The organism is Flavobacterium sp. (assembly GCF_043760115.1).
GTDB lineage: Bacteria > Bacteroidota > Bacteroidia > Flavobacteriales > Flavobacteriaceae > Flavobacterium.
On the sequence record NZ_JAYUPK010000021.1, the window covers coordinates 40,333 to 59,619 of the forward strand.

General features: G+C 30.3%; 17 protein-coding genes. 14 read left to right on the plus strand and 3 right to left on the minus strand.

Features of this window, described 5'->3' with window-relative positions; genetic code table 11:
- The first annotated feature begins 59 nt into the window (after positions 1-59).
- The 3 genes from ACH2BC_RS01825 to nadD all read left to right on the plus strand — a co-directional run bounded on the left by ACH2BC_RS01825 (position 60) and on the right by nadD (position 1,837).
- On the plus strand, positions 60-515 hold the full coding sequence (locus ACH2BC_RS01825; RefSeq protein WP_395052261.1) for a hypothetical protein: 456 nt from the start codon (positions 60-62) through the stop codon (positions 513-515).
- Between the two features lie 63 nt (positions 516-578).
- Entirely contained in the window at positions 579-1,163 is a 585-nt protein-coding gene (gene gmk / locus ACH2BC_RS01830; RefSeq protein ID WP_395052262.1) for a guanylate kinase, read from the plus strand.
- An 86-nt stretch (positions 1,164-1,249) separates the two neighbouring features.
- The gene (gene nadD, locus ACH2BC_RS01835; RefSeq protein WP_395052263.1) at positions 1,250-1,837 is read left to right on the plus strand and encodes a nicotinate (nicotinamide) nucleotide adenylyltransferase; all 588 of its coding nucleotides are present in this window, start codon (positions 1,250-1,252) and stop codon (positions 1,835-1,837) included.
- Between the two features lie 81 nt (positions 1,838-1,918).
- Here nadD and ACH2BC_RS01840 read toward each other — a convergent pair whose 3' ends face one another.
- Positions 1,919-3,628: a choice-of-anchor tandem repeat GloVer-containing protein gene (locus ACH2BC_RS01840; RefSeq protein WP_395052264.1), complete on the minus strand. Its 1,710-nt coding sequence runs from the start codon at positions 3,626-3,628 to the stop codon at positions 1,919-1,921.
- A 69-nt stretch (positions 3,629-3,697) separates the two neighbouring features.
- Positions 3,698-6,322, minus strand: a complete 2,625-nt coding sequence (locus tag ACH2BC_RS01845; RefSeq protein WP_395052265.1) for a T9SS type A sorting domain-containing protein — start codon at positions 6,320-6,322, stop codon at positions 3,698-3,700.
- Positions 6,323-7,011: 689 nt separating this feature from the next.
- Between ACH2BC_RS01845 and ACH2BC_RS01850 the strand changes: the two genes are divergently transcribed.
- Both ACH2BC_RS01850 and ACH2BC_RS01855 read left to right on the plus strand, forming a co-directional pair.
- Positions 7,012-7,689, plus strand: a complete 678-nt coding sequence (locus ACH2BC_RS01850; RefSeq protein ID WP_395052267.1) for a type 1 glutamine amidotransferase domain-containing protein — start codon at positions 7,012-7,014, stop codon at positions 7,687-7,689.
- Between the two features lie 8 nt (positions 7,690-7,697).
- Positions 7,698-8,864: an iron-containing alcohol dehydrogenase gene (locus ACH2BC_RS01855; RefSeq protein ID WP_395052268.1), complete on the plus strand. Its 1,167-nt coding sequence runs from the start codon at positions 7,698-7,700 to the stop codon at positions 8,862-8,864.
- A gap of 496 nt (positions 8,865-9,360) precedes the next feature.
- On the opposite strand, the gene ACH2BC_RS01860 is transcribed toward ACH2BC_RS01855, so the two are convergent.
- A complete protein-coding gene (locus tag ACH2BC_RS01860) occupies positions 9,361-10,701 on the minus strand; it encodes a serine hydrolase domain-containing protein (protein WP_395052269.1) in 1,341 nt (446 codons plus the stop codon).
- A gap of 129 nt (positions 10,702-10,830) precedes the next feature.
- Between ACH2BC_RS01860 and ACH2BC_RS01865 the strand changes: the two genes are divergently transcribed.
- From ACH2BC_RS01865 to ACH2BC_RS01905, 9 genes are all read left to right on the plus strand, one after another.
- A complete protein-coding gene (locus tag ACH2BC_RS01865; RefSeq protein WP_395052271.1) occupies positions 10,831-11,484 on the plus strand; it encodes a DUF4331 family protein in 654 nt (217 codons plus the stop codon).
- A 26-nt stretch (positions 11,485-11,510) separates the two neighbouring features.
- Complete coding sequence (locus tag ACH2BC_RS01870; RefSeq protein WP_395052272.1) at positions 11,511-12,056, plus strand: DUF4331 family protein; 546 nt, start codon at positions 11,511-11,513, stop codon at positions 12,054-12,056.
- A 71-nt stretch (positions 12,057-12,127) separates the two neighbouring features.
- Entirely contained in the window at positions 12,128-13,423 is a 1,296-nt protein-coding gene (locus tag ACH2BC_RS01875; RefSeq protein WP_395052273.1) for a tetratricopeptide repeat protein, read from the plus strand.
- The gene (locus tag ACH2BC_RS01880) at positions 13,423-15,636 is read left to right on the plus strand and encodes a TonB-dependent receptor (RefSeq protein WP_395052274.1); all 2,214 of its coding nucleotides are present in this window, start codon (positions 13,423-13,425) and stop codon (positions 15,634-15,636) included. Before ACH2BC_RS01875 ends, ACH2BC_RS01880 begins: the two co-directional genes overlap by 1 nt.
- Before the next feature lie 142 nt (positions 15,637-15,778).
- Positions 15,779-16,993, plus strand: coding sequence for an aminotransferase class V-fold PLP-dependent enzyme (locus ACH2BC_RS01885; RefSeq protein ID WP_395052275.1), 1,215 nt, complete (start codon positions 15,779-15,781; stop codon positions 16,991-16,993).
- Positions 16,994-17,003: 10 nt separating this feature from the next.
- A complete protein-coding gene (locus ACH2BC_RS01890; RefSeq protein WP_395052276.1) occupies positions 17,004-17,471 on the plus strand; it encodes a hypothetical protein in 468 nt (155 codons plus the stop codon).
- A 48-nt stretch (positions 17,472-17,519) separates the two neighbouring features.
- A complete protein-coding gene (locus ACH2BC_RS01895) occupies positions 17,520-17,939 on the plus strand; it encodes a SufE family protein (protein ID WP_395052277.1) in 420 nt (139 codons plus the stop codon).
- Positions 17,940-18,095: 156 nt separating this feature from the next.
- Positions 18,096-18,419 carry an SUF system Fe-S cluster assembly protein gene (locus tag ACH2BC_RS01900; RefSeq protein ID WP_395052278.1) on the plus strand — a complete coding sequence of 108 codons (324 nt, stop codon included), beginning with the start codon at positions 18,096-18,098 and terminating at the stop codon, positions 18,417-18,419.
- A 239-nt stretch (positions 18,420-18,658) separates the two neighbouring features.
- The gene (locus ACH2BC_RS01905) at positions 18,659-19,168 is read left to right on the plus strand and encodes a DUF2480 family protein (protein WP_395052279.1); all 510 of its coding nucleotides are present in this window, start codon (positions 18,659-18,661) and stop codon (positions 19,166-19,168) included.
- Positions 19,169-19,287: the final 119 nt, after the last annotated feature.

The following is a 19,287-nucleotide window of genomic DNA, read 5'->3' on the forward strand; positions in this document are numbered from 1 at the left end:
TCCTTCGACAAGCTCAGGATGACAAAAAATAAAGAGAATAGATTAAATAAATATAGATTATGACTTCAAAACTAAATTCTAAATTATTTAGTGATAGATTAAATTACACAACAAGAATTGGAAATCCATTTTTTATGGGACCAATTTTATTTTTCAATTTATTCCTCAACCAAACTAAAAATACTTTTTTTGGACGTTTTGATTCTTCATCATTCAAATTAACAAACAACTCTTATTTAAGAACACCGTTCATTATTGTAGGAACATATGACAAAAATGATTCGCAAACTCTTGTAAATTACACTATTAAAACAAATTATTACACTTTTTTTTGGATACATCTTATTACCGTTTTTATAGTTTTAATAAATCTTCCATTCATTTTATTGAACGAAATAAGTTTAGAAACATTTATTCGTATAGTGATTATTGCCATATTTTTTATCCGATATATTAACATATACCAAAAGAGAAAAGAACTTAATGAGAGTTTTATTGAAATTTTCGAGTTATAAATAAAAAAACTATATTAAATAATTGAGGAATAAATTATTTTATATCTCGCTAATGAATGAAGTATGAACAAAGGAAAATTATTAGTATTCTCAGCGCCATCAGGTTCAGGAAAAACAACTATAGTTAGGCATTTGCTTAAGCAAGAAGATTTGAATTTAGAGTTTTCTATTTCCTCTACAACTCGTGAAGCTCGTGGCGAAGAAGTGAACGGAAAAGATTATTATTTTATTTCGCTTCAAGAGTTTAAAAAGCACATAAAAGCCGAAGAATTTCTAGAATGGGAAGAAGTATACAGAGATAATTTTTACGGAACTTTAAAAAGCGAAGTAGAACGCATTTGGGCAAAAGGTAAAAACGTAATTTTTGACATTGATGTTTCTGGTGGATTGCGAATAAAATCTAAATACAAACAAGAAACACTAGCTGTTTTTGTAAAACCACCAAGCATTGACGAGTTAAAAATTAGATTAAAAAAACGTTCTACAGAAAGTGACGACAAAATAAATATGCGAATTGCAAAAGCATCGGTAGAATTGGCAACTGCGCCACAATTTGACAAAATTATAAAAAATTATGATTTGGATGTGGCAAAGGAAGAAGCATATCAGTTGGTAAAAACTTTTATTCACACGAATTCCACGTATTAACGCAAATTTGGTGAAATTAATTGAACTCAATAAATTAGTGTTAATTCGTGTAATTCGTGTGAAAAATTTAATTTAGATTTAAAAATATGAAAATAGGATTATACTTTGGCACGTTCAACCCAATTCATGTTGGTCATTTAATTATTGCCAATCACATGGCAGAACATTCTGTTTTAGAACAAATTTGGATGGTTGTAACGCCACACAATCCGCACAAAGAAAAAAATACTTTGCTTGATGATAGACAGCGTTTTCATATGGTTTCATTGGCAACAGAAGACTATCCTAAAATAAAACCATCTGATATTGAATTTAAATTACCACAACCCAATTATACGGTAAATACGCTTGCACATTTAAAAGATAAATTTCCGCATCACGAGTTTTCTTTGATTATGGGAGAAGACAATTTGAAATCACTTCACAAGTGGAAAAACTATGAATATATTCTTGAAAATCATGATATTTATGTTTATCCAAGAATTTCTGAATCTACAGATACTGAAACAAGTTCAATATTAAACCATTTGCGAGTTCATAAAATCAACGCACCAATTGTAGAAATATCATCAACTTTTATTCGAGAAAACATCAAGAATAAAAAGAATATTCAACCGTTACTTTCTGAAAAGGTTTGGAAAGAAATTGATCATAATAATTATTACAGAAAATAAATGTCAGCTATTCTTGGTTAAAAATAGAAAAAACACCTTCGTCATAAGATTATTTCTTTAATAATCTATTTAATTTATTTTTTACTCCTTCACAAACTTCCCATTCCAATCTCCATTATTAGTTTTTAATTGTAAAATATAGATGCCTTTTTGTAAACTACTTACATCAATATTTTTAGTATTTTTTATCTCGCCAATAACATTTTGACCAAGTAAGTTTACAATAGAAATATCTTGAACTTCATAGTTGCCACTTTCTGGTAAATAAATTGAAATTGAGCTTTTTGTTGGATTTGGGTACAGTGAAATAGTATTTTTATCAGCAATAACTTCTTGAACATCAAGGCAATTTACATTAATATTTAAGTTCATTGTTGTGGTTGTACCACATTCGTTTGTCATGGTGCAAGTATAAATACCTGTATCTGATGCTATAAGATTGTTAATAGTTAATATTCCTGTGGTTTGTAACGGTACAATTACACCATCTTTTTTCCATACATAACTTGTGGCGTTGGTGTTGTTAATGTCATAAGTAAATGGTGTGTTTACACAAGGAGTAAATGTGTTAGGAATGAATTCTTGGTAAGATGGTTTGCGACAAATTTCTATGAGGTTTTCTGTTTTAGGTGAAGTACCCATTGAACAAGTATTAGTTACTGGGTTATATTTAAATATTACTCCAAAATCATTACCTACAGTTCCAAAATAATCTCCTGTTGACGATTTCATTAGCGAACTTGGATTTGCAATTAAATTACCACCACAACCAAAGGTTTTTAAAACAGTTAAAGCATTAGTAATTGGATTAAATTCAAATAAAGTTCCAGAACCTTCTGTTGACGATGATGTACAAGTACCAAAACCCACACAAGCACCATAAAGATTACCGTTTAATCCTTTTATTAACGGACTTGGGCGACTACCAGTTATATCTTTATCAAAATCAAATTTTTTGGTGTAAGTATTTGTTAAAAAATTATATTCGAATATTACACCATAATTAGAAACAGCACTATTTGGTAATATACCACCTTCAAGAGTGGTGCCATACAATTTACCCGGACTAACCTCTACTAATTCTCCTGATGGTTTTGCGCCCATTGCCCAATTGCAACTTAAAGAATAATTAATATTTATAGTATTACTAGAAGGAACAATTTTTATTATGGAGCCATTATAAGGTAAACTTGATGAAGAAGAATTTGGACAGTTTTGTGGTTCAAAAATTACCGTTCCATATAAGTTTCCATCTGATGCTTTAACTAATTCGCTATTAATAGAATATTCTAATCCACCATTAAATGTAGTAATATCAGTATTTAAATCATGTCTAATTAATTTAAATCTGGTTGCACCATAAAGTATTCCTGGCAGTGGTTCAATAAACCCTATATATGGTGTAAAATTACTTTGGTAATCTAAATAACGAAAGACTCTGTATTTATTTAATATTAAATCATATTCATATAAAACGCCATAACCTTGAGACATACTAGTATTACCTTCGCCTGTTACACCTCCTTGTGAACATGTACCGTACAATTTACCATTAGATGCTAAAAATAATTTACCTAATGGTGTTTTACCGTTGGCTTCATCAAACTGATGCATTATTATTGGATTTTCTCCATTATTATCATACCTTATAATACTACCAAAATTTGCTGGAACAACTACATCATTTGCAACTGTATAATTAGGATAACCTTTATAAACACCCCAAAGTTCTTTTTGAGAATAAACGTTATTTAATAGCATAATAAAACATATAAAAAGAATTTTTTTCATTGAATTATATATTAAAATAACCTTTGTCAAAGTTTATAACTTTGACAAAGGTATTTGTTAGAATAAAATTTACTTAATAATGATTTTTTTAGATTGACTTACACCATCTATGTTTATTGAAAGTATGTAACTTCCTTTAGCTAAACCTTCATTTTCAATTTTGGTTTCTCCTTTTTTCAATAGATAAACTGCAAGTTGTTTTCCATTTAAATCACTTAATGTTGCTATTGCCGATTGTTTTACATTTTCTAAAGCAATTGTAAAACTTTCAGTACTTGGATTAGGATAAACTACAATACCATCTAAATTTTTAGTAATTTTAATTGGTGGAGTTTGTTTTAATCCATGCGTTGCACCAGATGGTGAAATTAATCTAGTAATCGTAGAACAAGCACCTAATGTTGCAGGTTGAGGCGTAACATCTACCGTAACTCTACCAGATAAACCGTTATTTCCTGCCAATACAATAGTATTATTATTTGCACCTAAAAGAACAACACCACCAATTCGCCAAACAAAAGTATATGTAGTTGGAGAAACTCCATTTACAAAATAACTATCAGAACCAAATGCACCAGGCGAATAATTTACACCCAAAGTAGCTGCATTAGCTGGTGGAATAGTAATTTGTATTTTTGTAGATGCAGTAGATGCACAAGTACCACCAGAAGTTTGTGTATTAAATGTTATCCAAAGATCATATACACCTGGTGGTGGGGAAACCACTGTAGGATTAGAAATTAAATTAGCTAATGTATCAGTAGTATTAAAAGTTATTGTAGGTGTTGGTGTACTTGTAAAAGCTACACTTGATCCTACTGCATAGTTTGGCAATGATGCTGGTGTAGTTGATGTGCCAGTTGGAGTTAAAGTAACCGTATAAGCACCAAAGAAAGGACTTGGCGCATTAGTAACATTTAAAGTTACTAAACTTGACATATTTACATTATAACAACTTGGCTTTTCTGTAAATGCTGGTGCAACAACAGAATAATTTATAGTTAAAGTTGGACTACTTGCACTATTACACCCAGAACCTGCAAAACCTAATGCAACAACACTTACTGTTCCAGATGCTGTATTACCATTAGGTGTAATTGTAACTGTTGGAGTTGCTGTAGTAACTGTAGCATTACCTGTTACCCAACCAGATGGAAACGACCATAAGTAATCTGTTGCGCCTGTTACAGCACCACATGTATAAGTTTGCGCACTTCCGCCATTACGTACTACACAAGTGGCACCACTAGGAATGCTTGGCGCTACTGGTTTTACATAAATTTTAGTAGTAATGCTTCCACCACAAGTTAAATAAGTTCCACTTGTGTTACCATTGGCAGTTACTGTATATTCACCAACAGCTGTTGTTGTTGGTAAAAATAATGTCATTGTAGAACCTACAGTTGAAGGTGTAATAATTGCACCAGATACTGCTGGAGATAATCCCCAATTTGTTCCGTTAGCCAAACCATTGGTTGTAAAAGAAGTAGTTGAACCTGCCAATACACAAGCATTAGCTGGTGTAATTGCCATAGATGGAGCAACAAAACTGCGGTTTATTTGATATAAAAAATCGGTTGGTGTACAACCATTATTAACAGTTAATTTAAGTTGTCCAGGATTATTATCAATTCCAGATACTGTTATTGATGTTGCAGTTTGTGTTAAATTCCAACCCACACCACTTACAATTGACCAAACATAACTCACGCCTGATAAAGGAGAAAAATTAATAGTAAATGTGTTTTGACTTGTTGGCAAACAATTCGTTCCAGGTATTGCGGTTAATCCGCTTCCTGTTAGTGTTGTGGAATATGGTGTTGGTTGTGTTGCAGCAGGTCTTAATAATATAGACACACAAGTATCGTGATTTTGGATAGTTGAACCATTAGGAACAGAATTTGAAACGCCACCATCCCAAGCTGGATTTACTCTACCATAACAACATTTTAATATACTTTGAGGTGGAATAGCTAAAGAACTTGTTGTAAATGTTATCGAACTAAAATCGGCAGAATAATAATCTACAGTTGCGCCTGTAGGAAGTCCGCTCCAATAGTAACTATCAAACCCTATGGCATCATTAGCATTATCACTTGCAATTTGATCAACAGAAAAAGTATATTGCCTGCTTGGTAATAAACAGGTTGTGTTTCCAACAATTTTAGGAACGTTTCTAGGTTGAGCTGGTAATATTGCATTTGGTGGATATACTTTAAAAACTTCAAATGTAATAGCACCACCACATGTTGCAGAATAAGTAACTCTTACTCTTCCTTTGCTTCTTCCCCAAATTGGGTCTAAATCAGGAAGTTGATTTTCTGAAATTCGCAATGTTTTATTATAAGATTGAATGGAAACTTGAAGACCAGTTGATGAAACAATTGGAGTATTGTATAATGGCAATGTTACATTTTTTACAGATAAATCACCTAATAAAGTCCAAGTTCCAACTGTAACTCCTGTTGCAGGATTAGCAGTAAAAACATTAAATGGAAATGGGTCAGGCATACTTACAACTCCACCATCACCAACTTTTCCTGCTAATCCTGCTATTCCACCAAATCCAGGCACAACAACTCTACAACCTGCTGGTACAGTAACCGTTAATTGTTGTGCAAATCCAAAGCTTGCACTCAATAACACAACCGCCAAAATCAGTTGTATTTTAAAATTTTTATATAAAATATTCATATTTATGATTTTTGTTAAATTAAAATAAAGTTTTTAGGTTAGAAGAAATTTAGAGCCAGTTCCTTTTCTGCATGGTGCGAACTGAACACAAATGGTCTTCTTCTTTACTCGTTTAACAAAATATATTTTTTTTACTACGCACATATACAGAAGGTATTTGTGCGTGATTGCGTGATTGCGTGACTGCATAACTGCGTAACTGCGTGACTGCGTGACTGCGTAACTGCGTGACTGCGTGACTGCGTGACTGCGTAACTGCGTAACTGCGTAACTGGTTCATACAATATATTTTACCCAAAGTTAAAAAATATTTTCTTACAAAAAAATTTATAATGTTAAATTTTTATGGTGTTTATTTTAATTTAATAGTATTGTTATGAATATAGCATTATCATAATACAATTCTAGATAGTGTGTTTAAAAATTGCTTAAATCAGTTTTTTAAGTAATATAAAAAATCATTATACCTTGAGCCGATTAAATTCTTCTAAATAATGTGATAATTGTCACACAAAATTTGTGAGTTTCGTCCTTCTTTATATTTGACAAACAAAGTAATTTTGTAACAAATAACAGAAAGTATGAAATAGTTGAAACTCTTACTAGCAGTACCTTTGCTTTTCTTTGGTTGCAAAAATCAATCAAAAGAAAACAACACATCACAAATTAAAAATCAAAAAGAAAAAGTTATGAAAAAAGTATTATTTGTAGTTACTAGTCACGACAAACTAGGAAATACAGGCGAAAAGACAGGATTTTGGACAGAAGAATTTGCTGCACCATATTATGAATTATCAGATAAAGGAATTACTATTGATGTTGCAACTCCACTTGGTGGACAACCACCAATTGATCCTAAAAGTGAAGAACCAGATGCTGTTACAGAAGCTTCAACACGTTACCACAACGATAAAGAACTTTTGGAAAAAATGAAAAATACACATAAATTAGCCGATGTAAATCAAGCAGATTATGATGCCGTTTTTTATCCTAGTGGACACGGACCATTATGGGATTTAGCCGAAGATAAAAATTCAATTGCTTTAATAGAAGCATTTTACACTAATAATAAACCTGTAGCGTTTGTATGTCATTCGCCAGCAGCTTTAAAAAATGTAAAAGTTAACGGAGCGTATTTAGTAAATGGAAAAAAAGTTACAGGATTTTCTAATACTGAGGAAGATGCAGTTGGTTTAACTAAAGTTGTTCCTTTTTTATTAGAAGATAAATTAAAAGAAAACGGTGCAACTTATTCTAAAGTTGGCGATTGGCAACCTTATGCAGTAGAAGATGGATTATTAATTACAGGACAAAATCCGGCTTCATCTATTCTTGTAGCACAAAAATTAGTACAACAATTAAAATAATATAAAAAATGTTAAATTTTGAACTTTATAATCCTACAAATTACATTTTTGGAAAAGGACAAACTGAAAAATTATCTAAATTAATTCCTGCAAATGCTAAAGTTTTATTGGCTTATGGTGGCGGAAGTATTTTTAAAAATGGCGTTCATGAAGCGGTTACAAAAGCTTTAAAAGATTTTCAGATAATTGAATTTGGCGGAATTGAACCCAATCCAAGATTTGAAACCTTACTAAAAGCAGTAGAAATTGTAAAAAAAGAAAACATTACATTTATTCTTGCGGTTGGTGGCGGAAGTGTAATTGATGGCGTAAAATTTATTTCTGGCGCAACACATTACGAAGGAAATCCAATTGATATTTTAAAAAACAAAGTCTTATTTACAGATTTGTCTAAAGTAATTCCTTTTGGAACCGTTTTAACCTTGCCAGCAACAGGAAGCGAAATGAATTCTGGCGCAGTTGTTACCATTGAAGCAACGCAAGAAAAATTGGTACTTGGCGGAAGTGCTTTGTTTCCTAAATTTTCAATTTGCGATCCAACTGTGGTTTCATCGTTGCCAAAACGTCAAATTGAAAACGGAATTATCGATGCATTTACCCACGTTATGGAACAATATTTAACGTATCCAACTGATGCACTTTTACAAGATAGAATTGCCGAAGGAATTTTGCAAACACTTGTAGAAATTGGACCTAGTGTTGTAGAAAATCCAAGTAATTATAAATTGGCGTCTAATTTTATGTGGTGTGCAACAATGGCATTGAATGGATTAATTCAAAAAGGTGTTCCTAGTGATTGGGCAACACACATGATTGGTCACGAATTAACCGCACTTTACGAAATAGACCATGCAAGAACTTTGGCAATTATTGCACCCAATTTATACCGAGTTATGTTTGAAACCAAAAAAGACAAACTAGCACAATATGGAGAAAGAGTTTTTAATGTTACAGGAAATTCTGTAGATGAAAAAGCGAATCAAGCAATAGAAAAAACGGTAGAATTTTTCCACAAAATGGGAATGAAAACCAAGCTTTCGCAAAACACAGATGATTACTCAAAAACTGCCGATTTTATAGTAAATCGTTTCAATGAAAGAGGTTGGAAAGCTCTTGGCGAAAAGCAAAATATTACTTTGGAAAAAATAAAGGAAATTGTTGAAATGAGTTATTAATTAAATTTATAATGTCACACTAAGAAGTTTATACTGAGCATAGTCGAAGTGTCATATTAAAAAAAGATACTGAATCAAGTTCAGTATAAAAAATCAAAAGCCATTCAAGATACAATCCTGAATGGCTTTTTTTCAACCCCAAAACAAAAATTTAACTAAATTTATTTTTTAACTAACTTTATAAATAACGGTCTATTATTTTCTTTATTGTGTTGGAAATCATAAAATTAAGTTAATTTTTTTTAAGAGCTAATCCAGCTTTTCATTTCAAGTTTTTTCTATTTTAATCTAGGCTAGTAATTAGTATAACATTCAAATTTACTTTTTCAATACATTAATAAAAAAATAAATGAAACCAAAAAACATTAAACCTAATCCACAAAGTAAACAAATTGTACTTATAGGATGTCCTAAAGTTGTTACAAATGCAAAGCCATTAAAAATAAAACCAATACAAAAAATTAGTATCGATAAAAGTATTTTCTTATTCATAAATTTACTTCTCAAAACTACCTATAATCTCTTTCAAAAACCCATTAAAATCAAAATCTTCACTCAATCCCATTCTTACAATTACTAAATCTAAAGATGGAATTATAAAAATTCGTTGTCCTTGAAAGCCATTGCAAGAATATAAATCTTTTGGTGCATCTGGGTATTTTCCACCTGCATTTAACCAAAAATGTCCACCATATTGTCCATCAGAATTGTTGGTTGGTGTTGTTATAAAAGTTATCCAACTTTCGTCAAATAGTTGTTCGCCGTTCCAATTTCCTTTATTTAAATATAGTAATCCAAATTTTGCCCAATCTCTCGTAGTTGCCCAACCATATGACGAACCTACAAAGTTTCCTGTCATGTCACTTTCTACAATCATAGAATTCATTCCAATTTTATCTATTAATGACACGTACCAAAAATCTAAGTATTCTTGATGGTTTTTAAATTGACTTCTAAGTATTTTAGACAATAAATTGGTAGTTCCAGATGAATAATTCCAATGATAATTTGGTTTAAATTTCAATGGCTTGTCTAGTTGAACTTTTCCCATATCTTCTTCTTGAAAAAGCATTTTGGTTGCATCGCAAATTTTTTCATAGCTTTCTTCCCATTCCAATCCAGAGTTCATGTGCAATAAATCGTTTATTGTTATATTTTTTCTATCATCCTTTTGCCATTCTATAATTGGTGCTGGTTTGTATATATCAATTTTTCCTTGCTTTTGCAAAATTCCAAAATAAGTTGCGGTTAGACTTTTAGTCATTGACCAACCCAAAATTTTAGAATTTTTATCGAAACCTTTTAAATATTTTTCAGCAATAATTTTGTTTTTATAAAGTACTAAAACTGATCTTGTTTTCTTTACATTTTGTCCGTTTTTATCAAATGCATTTGCTACAGTTTTTTTTAATCTTTCATAATCAATAGTAGAGAAAATAGTGTCTTTTGGCTCTAAATTTCCATAAGGAAAAGGCAAATTATTTACTATCTTGTTTCTTTTTGGTATATTATAAGGTTTAGAAACATCAAAATCATCATTAATTAATGTTGCGCCAAGTCCTTCTCTATAAATAGCTTTTCGTTCTTTTAATCCGTAAACAGATGCTGTTGCAAATTTTCCTGAAGCATCAATTTTATTTTTTGCCAAAGTTATCATTTCAATATTGTTGTCACTTTTTTCAATAACTTCTAGAGTTCTATTGTCATTAAAATGAGCAGAAGCTACACTTTTAGCCGAAAATCCTGAAATCAAATCAAGTTTAGGATAGGTTACAAATCCATAATAAATGATAAATCCAAAGACGATTAACCCAATTACTTTTACAATTTTTTTCATAAAATATGTTATTAAAATTTTCATTATCAATTAATTATACAATATTTAAAATTATACGTGTAAATAATTAAAACCAAATCTAATCTAATTTCGTAACTCATATTAATTAATCATTAAAAAATTTTTACAATGAAAAAAACAAAAATGTTTTTAGGTCTGTCGCTGGTTGCGATTTCAGGTCTAATTTTAGTAGCAGCAGATCACGCAGATGCTCCAGCTGTTACAGGAAATGCTAATGACATTACAGATGTCTATGCTTTTCAAGGTTCTAACTCTAGTAATTTAGTATTTGTAGTAAATACACAAGGATTACTTTCTCCAACAGCTACTGCTGCTGCAACGTTTAAAGAAAATGTTATGACAGAAATTAACATTGATAATAACGGCGATAATGTGGAAGATTTAGTTATTCAAGCTATTAAAAGAGGAAACAAAATGTACTTTTTTGGACCAGTTGCTCCAGGAACAGCAGGAACATCTAGTACAGTAAAAGTTGGTTCTGCAGCTGGAAGTGTAGATATTTCTGCATACGGAAGTACTGCAATTACTTCTACCAATAATGGAATGACGTTTTTTGCTGGACCAAGAGATGATCCATTTTTCTTTGATTTAAACCGTTTTAAAGCAATTCTTGCGAGTCCAACTCCAATTGGATTTAACAATCCTGGAACCGACTCATTTGCTGGAACTAATGTTTTAGCTACAATTGTTGAAGTACCAAAATCTATGTTAGGAAATTCTGCAACTATCAATGTTTGGGCAGAAACTAAACAAAAACAATAATTTATTAAATTTTAAAACAACGAATTATGAAAACAAATAATTTCAAAATTATAGCATTATCTTTAGTAGCAACAGCTTTTTTTGCAAGTTGTAATAATGATGATGAAGATACAACGCAACAAGTTGAATTTTCTGGAACTTATGTACAAACAGATCAAATGGCTCGTCCTGCAATAAATACAGTTTTTATTGCTCCTGGAACTCCAAAAGATGCTTTTAATACTACAACACCATCAGCAATGGGCGCAGCATATCAATCGGTTTTTCAATCTAGATTGCTAGCTTTAAATCCTGCTTACACAACAAATGCTTTGGGTCAAAGTGCTGCTCAATTAACAGGATTATTGGCTACAGACGTTTTGGGAGTTTCTAAAACAGGAACAACTACTTTCTTTGATGGAACTAATGTTTTAACAGGTCGTGCTCTTGCAGATGATGTTATTGATACTGAACTTTTATTAATATTTGGTGGAACAAACGGAATGGCAAACGCTACTTTAACTTCAGACAATGTTGATGCTAATGATAAAGCATTTTCAACTACTTTTCCTTACCTAGCAACTTCTTGGTAATATAGTATAATCAGAGCATATAAATTTATATGCTCTGATTTTTCTAAACAAAAAAACAAAAAACTTACTTTATGAATACTCTAAAAATAACATTTGTAATTTTTATTACTTCGCTATGTCTTTTAAGCAGTTGCGGTAATAAATCTGAAATAATAAATCCAAAAGATTATAATTCTTTTTTAGAAAATAAAGAAAATAAATCGCTAGAAAACGCAAATAAAGAAATTGATTTTTGGCAAAATAAATTTAATGCTGCACCAGATCAATATTCGTTTTTATCTCAAATTTCTAGTAATTATTCTAAACTATTTGAAATTACTGCAAACATTGATTATCTAATTAAAGCTGAAGAGTTGTTAGTACAATCTAATGAAGCATTAAGATATTCTAATGTTGGAACAATAAGATCACTAGCCAGAAATTATATTTCGCAACATCGTTTTAAAGAAGCTTTAGTTCTTGCCAATAAAGCACTTGCAATTGGCGAAGGAATGAAAGAAACTCAAAAATTATTATTTGATGTTCAAATGGAACTTGGCGATTATGTTGCTGCAGAAAATGCTTTAAAACAAATAAAAAATAATAAAGATTTTGATTACCTAATTAGAATTTCAAAATGGAGCGATCATCAAGGAAATTTAGATAAAGCAATTTCTTTTATGGAAAGTGCATCTAAAATTGCAGAGTTTAACAATAATGAATATTTAAAAATTTGGTCTTATTCTAATCTTGGTGATATGAATGGACACGCAGGAAAAATTAAAGAATCATACAACTATTATTTAAAAACACTACAACTTGATGCCAATAATACTTATGCTTTAAAAGGTATTGCTTGGATTGCATTTTCTCATGAAAAAAATACTGCTGAAGCAAATAGAATAATAGATATAATTTCTAAAAAGCACAATTCTCCAGATTTTTATTTACTGAAATCGGAAATTGCTGAATATGAAAAAAACAGCAAAGCAAAAGACGAAAATTTAGCTTCCTATTTTGCAATGCTTCAAAATAAAAAGTATGGTGCAATGTATAATAAATACAATACTTTACTTTATGCTGACGAAAAATCTACAGCCAACAAAGCATTAGAAATTGCTAAAATTGAAATTGATCATAGACCAACTCCAGATTCTTATGATTTACTTGCATGGTCATACTATTCTCTTGGTGATTCAAAAAAAGCTTTAGAAATTTCTCAAAAATATGTTGTTGGAAAATCGTTTGAACCCAATTTAAATTACCATTTGGCAACAATTTATAAAGCTAATAATCTTCTTGAAAAAGTAAAACCTATTAAAGAAGAATTAATAAAAAGTTCTTTTGAATTAGGTCCAAACTTAACTGATGCTATTGAAAAATTATAATGAAATTATTATTTACATTACCGTTATTATTTGTTTCATTTATAATTAACGCGCAATCTATTAATGGAATTGTAAAAGATTCCATCGGAAACGCTATAGAAAGTGCTTATGTTTTTAATTCAAATTCGCAATCTCACGCACATACAGACGAGTTTGGTAAATTTTCAATAGAAAAAACCAACTTAAAAAATATTTTATATGTTAGTGCTTTAGGATATAAAAAAACATCTTTCACAGTAAATTCGGATAGTATTATAATCACATTAAATTCTGACGCTTTTAAACTTGATGAAGTTGTAATATCGTCTAAAATTAATGCAATAAATGTAATCTCTAAGATTGATTTACAAACACGTCCTGTAAATTCATCGCAAGAAATTTTAAGAAAAGTACCCGGATTATTTATTGGTCAACATGCTGGTGGAGGAAAAGCAGAACAAATTTTTTTAAGAGGATTTGATATAGATCACGGTACAGATATTGCACTTGCTGTAGATGGAATTCCAGTAAATATGCCATCTCACGCTCACGGACAAGGTTATGCCGATTTACATTTTGTGATTCCAGAAACTATAGATAAAATTGATTTTGGTAAAGGAACATATTATGCAAGCAAAGGAAATTTTGCAACCGCAGGTTATGTTGGCTTTCAAACAAAAGACAAAGTTGACGAAAATAAATTTAGTGTTGAAGCAGGACAATTTAACACCATAAAATCAGTTGGAATATTTAATTTATTGGATAAAAAAAGCAGAGACAATGCCTATTTTGCAACAGAATATGTAGTAACCGATGGACCATTTGAATCGCCACAAAATTTTAAACGAATTAATCTTTTTGGAAAATATACTACTATTTTATCAGATAAAACTAAAGTTTCTATTTTAGCATCTAGGTTTACTAGTAAGTGGGACGCATCAGGACAAATTCCTCAAAGATTGGTTGATGCTGGCATAATTTCAAGATTTGGAGCTGTTGATAATACCGAAGGTGGAACTACATCTAGAACTAATTTTAATATTGCAATTACAAAACCTATTAGTGAAAATGTAACTTTTAAAGCAAACACTTTTTATTCTAATTATCAGTTTGAATTGTATTCTAATTTTACTTTTTTTCTAGAAGATCCTATCAACGGCGATCAAATTCGTCAAAAAGAAAACAGAACTATTTATGGATTAAACTCTGAACTTTCAGAAAAATTTAAATTCGATAACAATAATGGATTAGTTCAATTTGGATTCGGATTTAGAGCAGACGAAACAAAAGATACTGAATTGTCGCATACTTTAAACAGAAAAACCACTTTAGAACAAATAAAACTGGGCGATATTGATGAAACAAATATTTTTAGTTACGTAAATTCTGAAATAGAATTTGGCAAATTAAAAATAAATCCTGCCATTAGATTTGATTATTTCAAGTTTAATTATCAAGATAAACTATCAACTATTTTTAAAACTCAATCTCAAAATAAAGTAAAATTTTCACCTAAGTTGAACTTTATTTATTCTCAAAATAGCAATTTGCAATTTTTTATAAAATCTGGATTTGGCTTTCATTCTAATGATACTCGTGTTGTAGTTGCACAAACTGGCGAAAAGATTTTGCCAACAGCTTTTGGTTTAGATGTTGGAACAATTTTTAAAGTTACACCTAGATTAATTGTAAATTCTGCTTTATGGATGTTGAATTTACAACAAGAATTTGTTTACGTTGGCGATGCAGGAATTGTAGAGCCAAGCGGAAAAAGTGAACGAAGAGGAATGGATTTAGGAATAAGATATCAACTTTCTAATTATTTATTTCTTGATGCCGATGCCAATTATACTTATGCCAGAAGTAGCGACGAACCAAAAGGTCAAAACTATATTCCACTTGCTCCAGATTTTACAACAACTGGCGGATTAAGTGTAACTAAATACAAAGGTTTTTCTGGAGGAATAAACTACAGATATTTAAAATCTAGACCAGCCAACGAAGATAATTCAATCGTTGCAAAAGGATATTTTGTATCTGATATCAATTTAAATTACGAATTTAAAAATCTACTATTTGGTTTGTCTGCCGAAAATATTTTTAACACAAAATGGAACGAAACACAATTTGCAACCGAATCTAGATTGCAAAATGAAACTAATAGTGTAACCGAAATTCATTTTACACCAGGAACACCTCTTTTTATAAAAGGAAAAATAACTTATAGATTTTAAATAATGGTTTGTTTTTTTTGTTGAAGAGTTCACTTACTATTTAAGTGAGCTCTTTTTTGTTTACATTATTATTAACAAATGTTTCTTATATATCAAATTGGTTTTTACTACTTTTGTATTTAGAATTTTTCTAAATAACAAAATGCTAGATATAAATAAAATAAGAGCCGATTTTCCTATTCTTTCTGTAAAAGTAAATGGAAAACCTTTAGTATATTTTGATAATGGTGCAACTTCGCAAAAACCACAAGTTGTAATTGATGCAATTGCCAAATACTATCAAGAAATTAATGCTAATATTCATCGTGGCGTACATACGTTAAGTCAATTAGCAACTGATGCTTTTGAAGTTTCTCGTGGCAAAATTCAACAGCATATTAATGCTAAATTTCCGTATGAAGTAATTTTTACTTCTGGTACAACACATTCTATAAATGCTGTTGCAAATGGTTTTACTTCTCTTTTAAAAGCTGGCGATGAAGTTTTGGTTTCTGCATTAGAACATCACAGTAATATTGTACCTTGGCAAATGCTTTGCGAAAGAACTGGCGCAATTTTAAAAGTAATTCCGATGAACGATCAAGGCGAATTGATACTTTCAGAATACGACAATTTACTATCAAATAAAACTAAAATTGTAACTGTAAATCATATTTCTAATGCACTTGGAACAATCAATCCTATTAAGTATATGATTGAAAAAGCGCATCAAGTTGGTGCAGCAATTTTAATTGATGGCGCACAAGCTGTTCCGCATTTAAAACCAAATGTTCAAGAATTAGATTGCGATTTTTATGTTTTTTCTGGACATAAAATATGTGGTCCAACAGGAACAGGAATTCTTTATGGAAAAGAAAAATGGCTAAGAAAATTACCACCATATCAAGGTGGAGGCGAAATGATAAAAGAAGTTACTTTTGAAAAAACTACTTATGCCGATTTGCCACACAAGTTTGAAGCTGGAACACCAAATATTGCTGGTGGAATTGTGCTTGGAACAGCAATAGATTATATGAACGAAATTGGCTTTGAAAACATTGCAGCATACGAACATGAATTATTAGAATACGGAACTCAAAAATTATTAGAAATTGAAGGAATGAAAATTTTTGGTACTGCATTAGAAAAAACTTCTGTAATTTCGTTTAATATTGAAGGCATTCATCCGTATGATATTGGAACGATTATTGACAATAAAGGAATTGCAGTTCGAACTGGTCATCATTGCGCACAACCAATTATGGATTTCTTTAAAATTCCTGGAACTATAAGAGCAAGTTTTGCTTTTTACAACACCAAAGAAGAAATTGACAGTATGGTTGATGCTATTAAAAAAGCCAAATTAATGTTGCTTTAAAATAAAAAATATGAAATTAGTATCTATTTTATTTATATTATTTATCACTTTAGCAAGTTGTAATTGTCAAAAAAAGACAGTTGAAACTTCACCAAATAGTACATCTGAAAAAGTACAAAATAACAATATGTTATTAGTTTACGAAGCCAATACTAGAGGTTTTTATCAAAAAATAACGGTACAAAATCAGGATATATATATTTCTAAAGATAGAAATTCGTTAGAAAAAGGAGTTGTTTCTAAAATTTCTGATAAAGATTGGAAAGAATTAATTGGCTATATAAATATTCTAAAAGTAGAAGAATTAGCAACTTATAAAGATCCAACACAAAAACGATTTTATGATGGTGCAGCAATTGCTAGTTTAAAAGTTACGTCTAAAGAAAAAGAATATAAAACTGTCGATTTTGACAATGGATTTCCACCAGTTGAAATAGAAAAATTGGTAAACAAAATAACTTCGTTAGTTAAAGAATAATAATGTCTAAAGATGCTGAAATAAATTCAGCATAAAATTCAGCATAAAATGACAATAAAAGAAATACAAACAGAAATTATAGATGAATTCTCAATGTTTGACGATTGGGACGAACGTTTTCAATATGTTATAGATTTGGGGAAAAGTCTTCCATTAATTGATGAAAAGTTTAAAACAGATGAAAACACAATTAAAGGTTGTCAATCTAAAGTGTGGTTAAATGGTGAAAAAAAAGAAGAAATAATACAATTTACTGCCGACAGCGATGCTATAATTACCAAAGGTATAATTGCAATTTTAATTAGAGTTTTTTCTAATCAAAAACCAGCTGATATTCTTGATGCCAATACCGATTTTATAGATGAAATTGGATTAAAGAGTCATTTATCGCCAACTCGTGCCAACGGTTTGGTTTCTATGATAAAACAAATAAAAATGTATGCTTTGGCGTATCAATCACAAAATTAATAACAGATAATATTACTCAGCAGAGATGCTGAAATACTGAAAATAAATTCAATACAAGTAAATTCAGCAGAGATGCTGAAATACTGAAATAAATTCAGTACAAGTAAATTCAGCAGAGATGCTGAAATAAATTCAGCATAAATAAATTCAGCATAAATGGAAGAATATAAAGACGAAATAAATTTAGGAGAGAACGTAGTAAAAGTTTTAAAAGGAATTTACGATCCAGAAATTCCTGTAGACATTTACGAACTAGGATTAATTTACGATGTAATGGTAAATGAAGACAACGAAGTGAAAATTTTAATGACGTTAACCTCACCAAATTGTCCTGTTGCCGAAAGTTTGCCTAAAGAAGTAGAAGATAAAGTAAAAGCAATAGACACAATTAAATCGTGCGAAGTAGAAATAACATTTGATCCACCTTGGAGCAAAGATTTAATGAGTGAAGAAGCTAAGTTAGAGTTGGGAATGCTTTAAAGAAGTGTTCAGTGATCAGCATTTAGTGTTCAGTTTTTTGCTTGGCTTTTTAATAATTTTAATGTTTATTGATTAGATGAATTTTAAAAGTATACCGTAAATAATTTTTAATTGATTAAAACTTTATACTTATTTACATAAAATTGAGACTGAACACTGACCACTGAAAACTGAAAACTGAAAACTGAAAAAAATACAGAAATACTGAAATGAATTCAGCACAAGTAAATTCAGCATAAATGGATGAAATAATTAACAAAGTTGCCAATTCAACACTAGAAGTTTTCGATTTAGAAGATTATTATGTTGATGGAATTCGTTCACAAATAGACATTTCACAGTGGCTTGAAGGAGGTTTTTTATTAAAAGAAAAAGATTTTCGCGAAAGCTTAAAAAATTATAACTTTTCTCAATATAACAATCATTACGTAGCCATAAATTGTAGTACAGACGCTATTCTTCCTGCTTGGGCTACAATTTTAGTTTCGGTTTATGCAATACCATTTGCAAAAAAAATAGTTATAGGTGATTTAGTTGATTTAGAAACACAATTATACCAAGAAATTCTTTCAAAAATAGATTATTCTATATATTTAAATAAAGCAATCATCTTAAAAGGTTGCTCTAAAAAACCAGTTCCACAATCTGCTTATATTATGGCAATTCAGTATTTGCAACCTTTGGCAAAGAGTATAATGTATGGCGAAGCTTGTTCTGCTGTTCCACTATTTAAAAGAAAAAAATTATAAATAATAATATTTCCTTTTTTAAATTCTTTTCTCAAACAGAAAAATATAGCATAAAAGAGATTCAGTTGGTCGCTTTTTATAATAAGACCCAAATGGTTTTTTTGTTGCGGGCTTTTCAT

What these genes read in the sequence shown, in the direction of transcription:
- ACH2BC_RS01825 (WP_395052261.1), top strand. Translation starts at nt 60, where the DNA reads ATGACTTCAAAACTAAATTCTAAATTATTTAGTGATAGATTAAATTAC.
- gmk (WP_395052262.1), top strand. Translation starts at nt 579, where the DNA reads ATGAACAAAGGAAAATTATTAGTATTCTCAGCGCCATCAGGTTCAGGA.
- nadD (WP_395052263.1), top strand. Translation starts at nt 1,250, where the DNA reads ATGAAAATAGGATTATACTTTGGCACGTTCAACCCAATTCATGTTGGT.
- ACH2BC_RS01840 (WP_395052264.1), bottom strand. Translation starts at nt 3,628, where the DNA reads ATGAAAAAAATTCTTTTTATATGTTTTATTATGCTATTAAATAACGTT.
- ACH2BC_RS01845 (WP_395052265.1), bottom strand. Translation starts at nt 6,322, where the DNA reads ATGAATATTTTATATAAAAATTTTAAAATACAACTGATTTTGGCGGTT.
- ACH2BC_RS01850 (WP_395052267.1), top strand. Translation starts at nt 7,012, where the DNA reads ATGAAAAAAGTATTATTTGTAGTTACTAGTCACGACAAACTAGGAAAT.
- ACH2BC_RS01855 (WP_395052268.1), top strand. Translation starts at nt 7,698, where the DNA reads ATGTTAAATTTTGAACTTTATAATCCTACAAATTACATTTTTGGAAAA.
- ACH2BC_RS01860 (WP_395052269.1), bottom strand. Translation starts at nt 10,701, where the DNA reads ATGAAAAAAATTGTAAAAGTAATTGGGTTAATCGTCTTTGGATTTATC.
- ACH2BC_RS01865 (WP_395052271.1), top strand. Translation starts at nt 10,831, where the DNA reads ATGAAAAAAACAAAAATGTTTTTAGGTCTGTCGCTGGTTGCGATTTCA.
- ACH2BC_RS01870 (WP_395052272.1), top strand. Translation starts at nt 11,511, where the DNA reads ATGAAAACAAATAATTTCAAAATTATAGCATTATCTTTAGTAGCAACA.
- ACH2BC_RS01875 (WP_395052273.1), top strand. Translation starts at nt 12,128, where the DNA reads ATGAATACTCTAAAAATAACATTTGTAATTTTTATTACTTCGCTATGT.
- ACH2BC_RS01880 (WP_395052274.1), top strand. Translation starts at nt 13,423, where the DNA reads ATGAAATTATTATTTACATTACCGTTATTATTTGTTTCATTTATAATT.
- ACH2BC_RS01885 (WP_395052275.1), top strand. Translation starts at nt 15,779, where the DNA reads ATGCTAGATATAAATAAAATAAGAGCCGATTTTCCTATTCTTTCTGTA.
- ACH2BC_RS01890 (WP_395052276.1), top strand. Translation starts at nt 17,004, where the DNA reads ATGAAATTAGTATCTATTTTATTTATATTATTTATCACTTTAGCAAGT.
- ACH2BC_RS01895 (WP_395052277.1), top strand. Translation starts at nt 17,520, where the DNA reads ATGACAATAAAAGAAATACAAACAGAAATTATAGATGAATTCTCAATG.
- ACH2BC_RS01900 (WP_395052278.1), top strand. Translation starts at nt 18,096, where the DNA reads ATGGAAGAATATAAAGACGAAATAAATTTAGGAGAGAACGTAGTAAAA.
- ACH2BC_RS01905 (WP_395052279.1), top strand. Translation starts at nt 18,659, where the DNA reads ATGGATGAAATAATTAACAAAGTTGCCAATTCAACACTAGAAGTTTTC.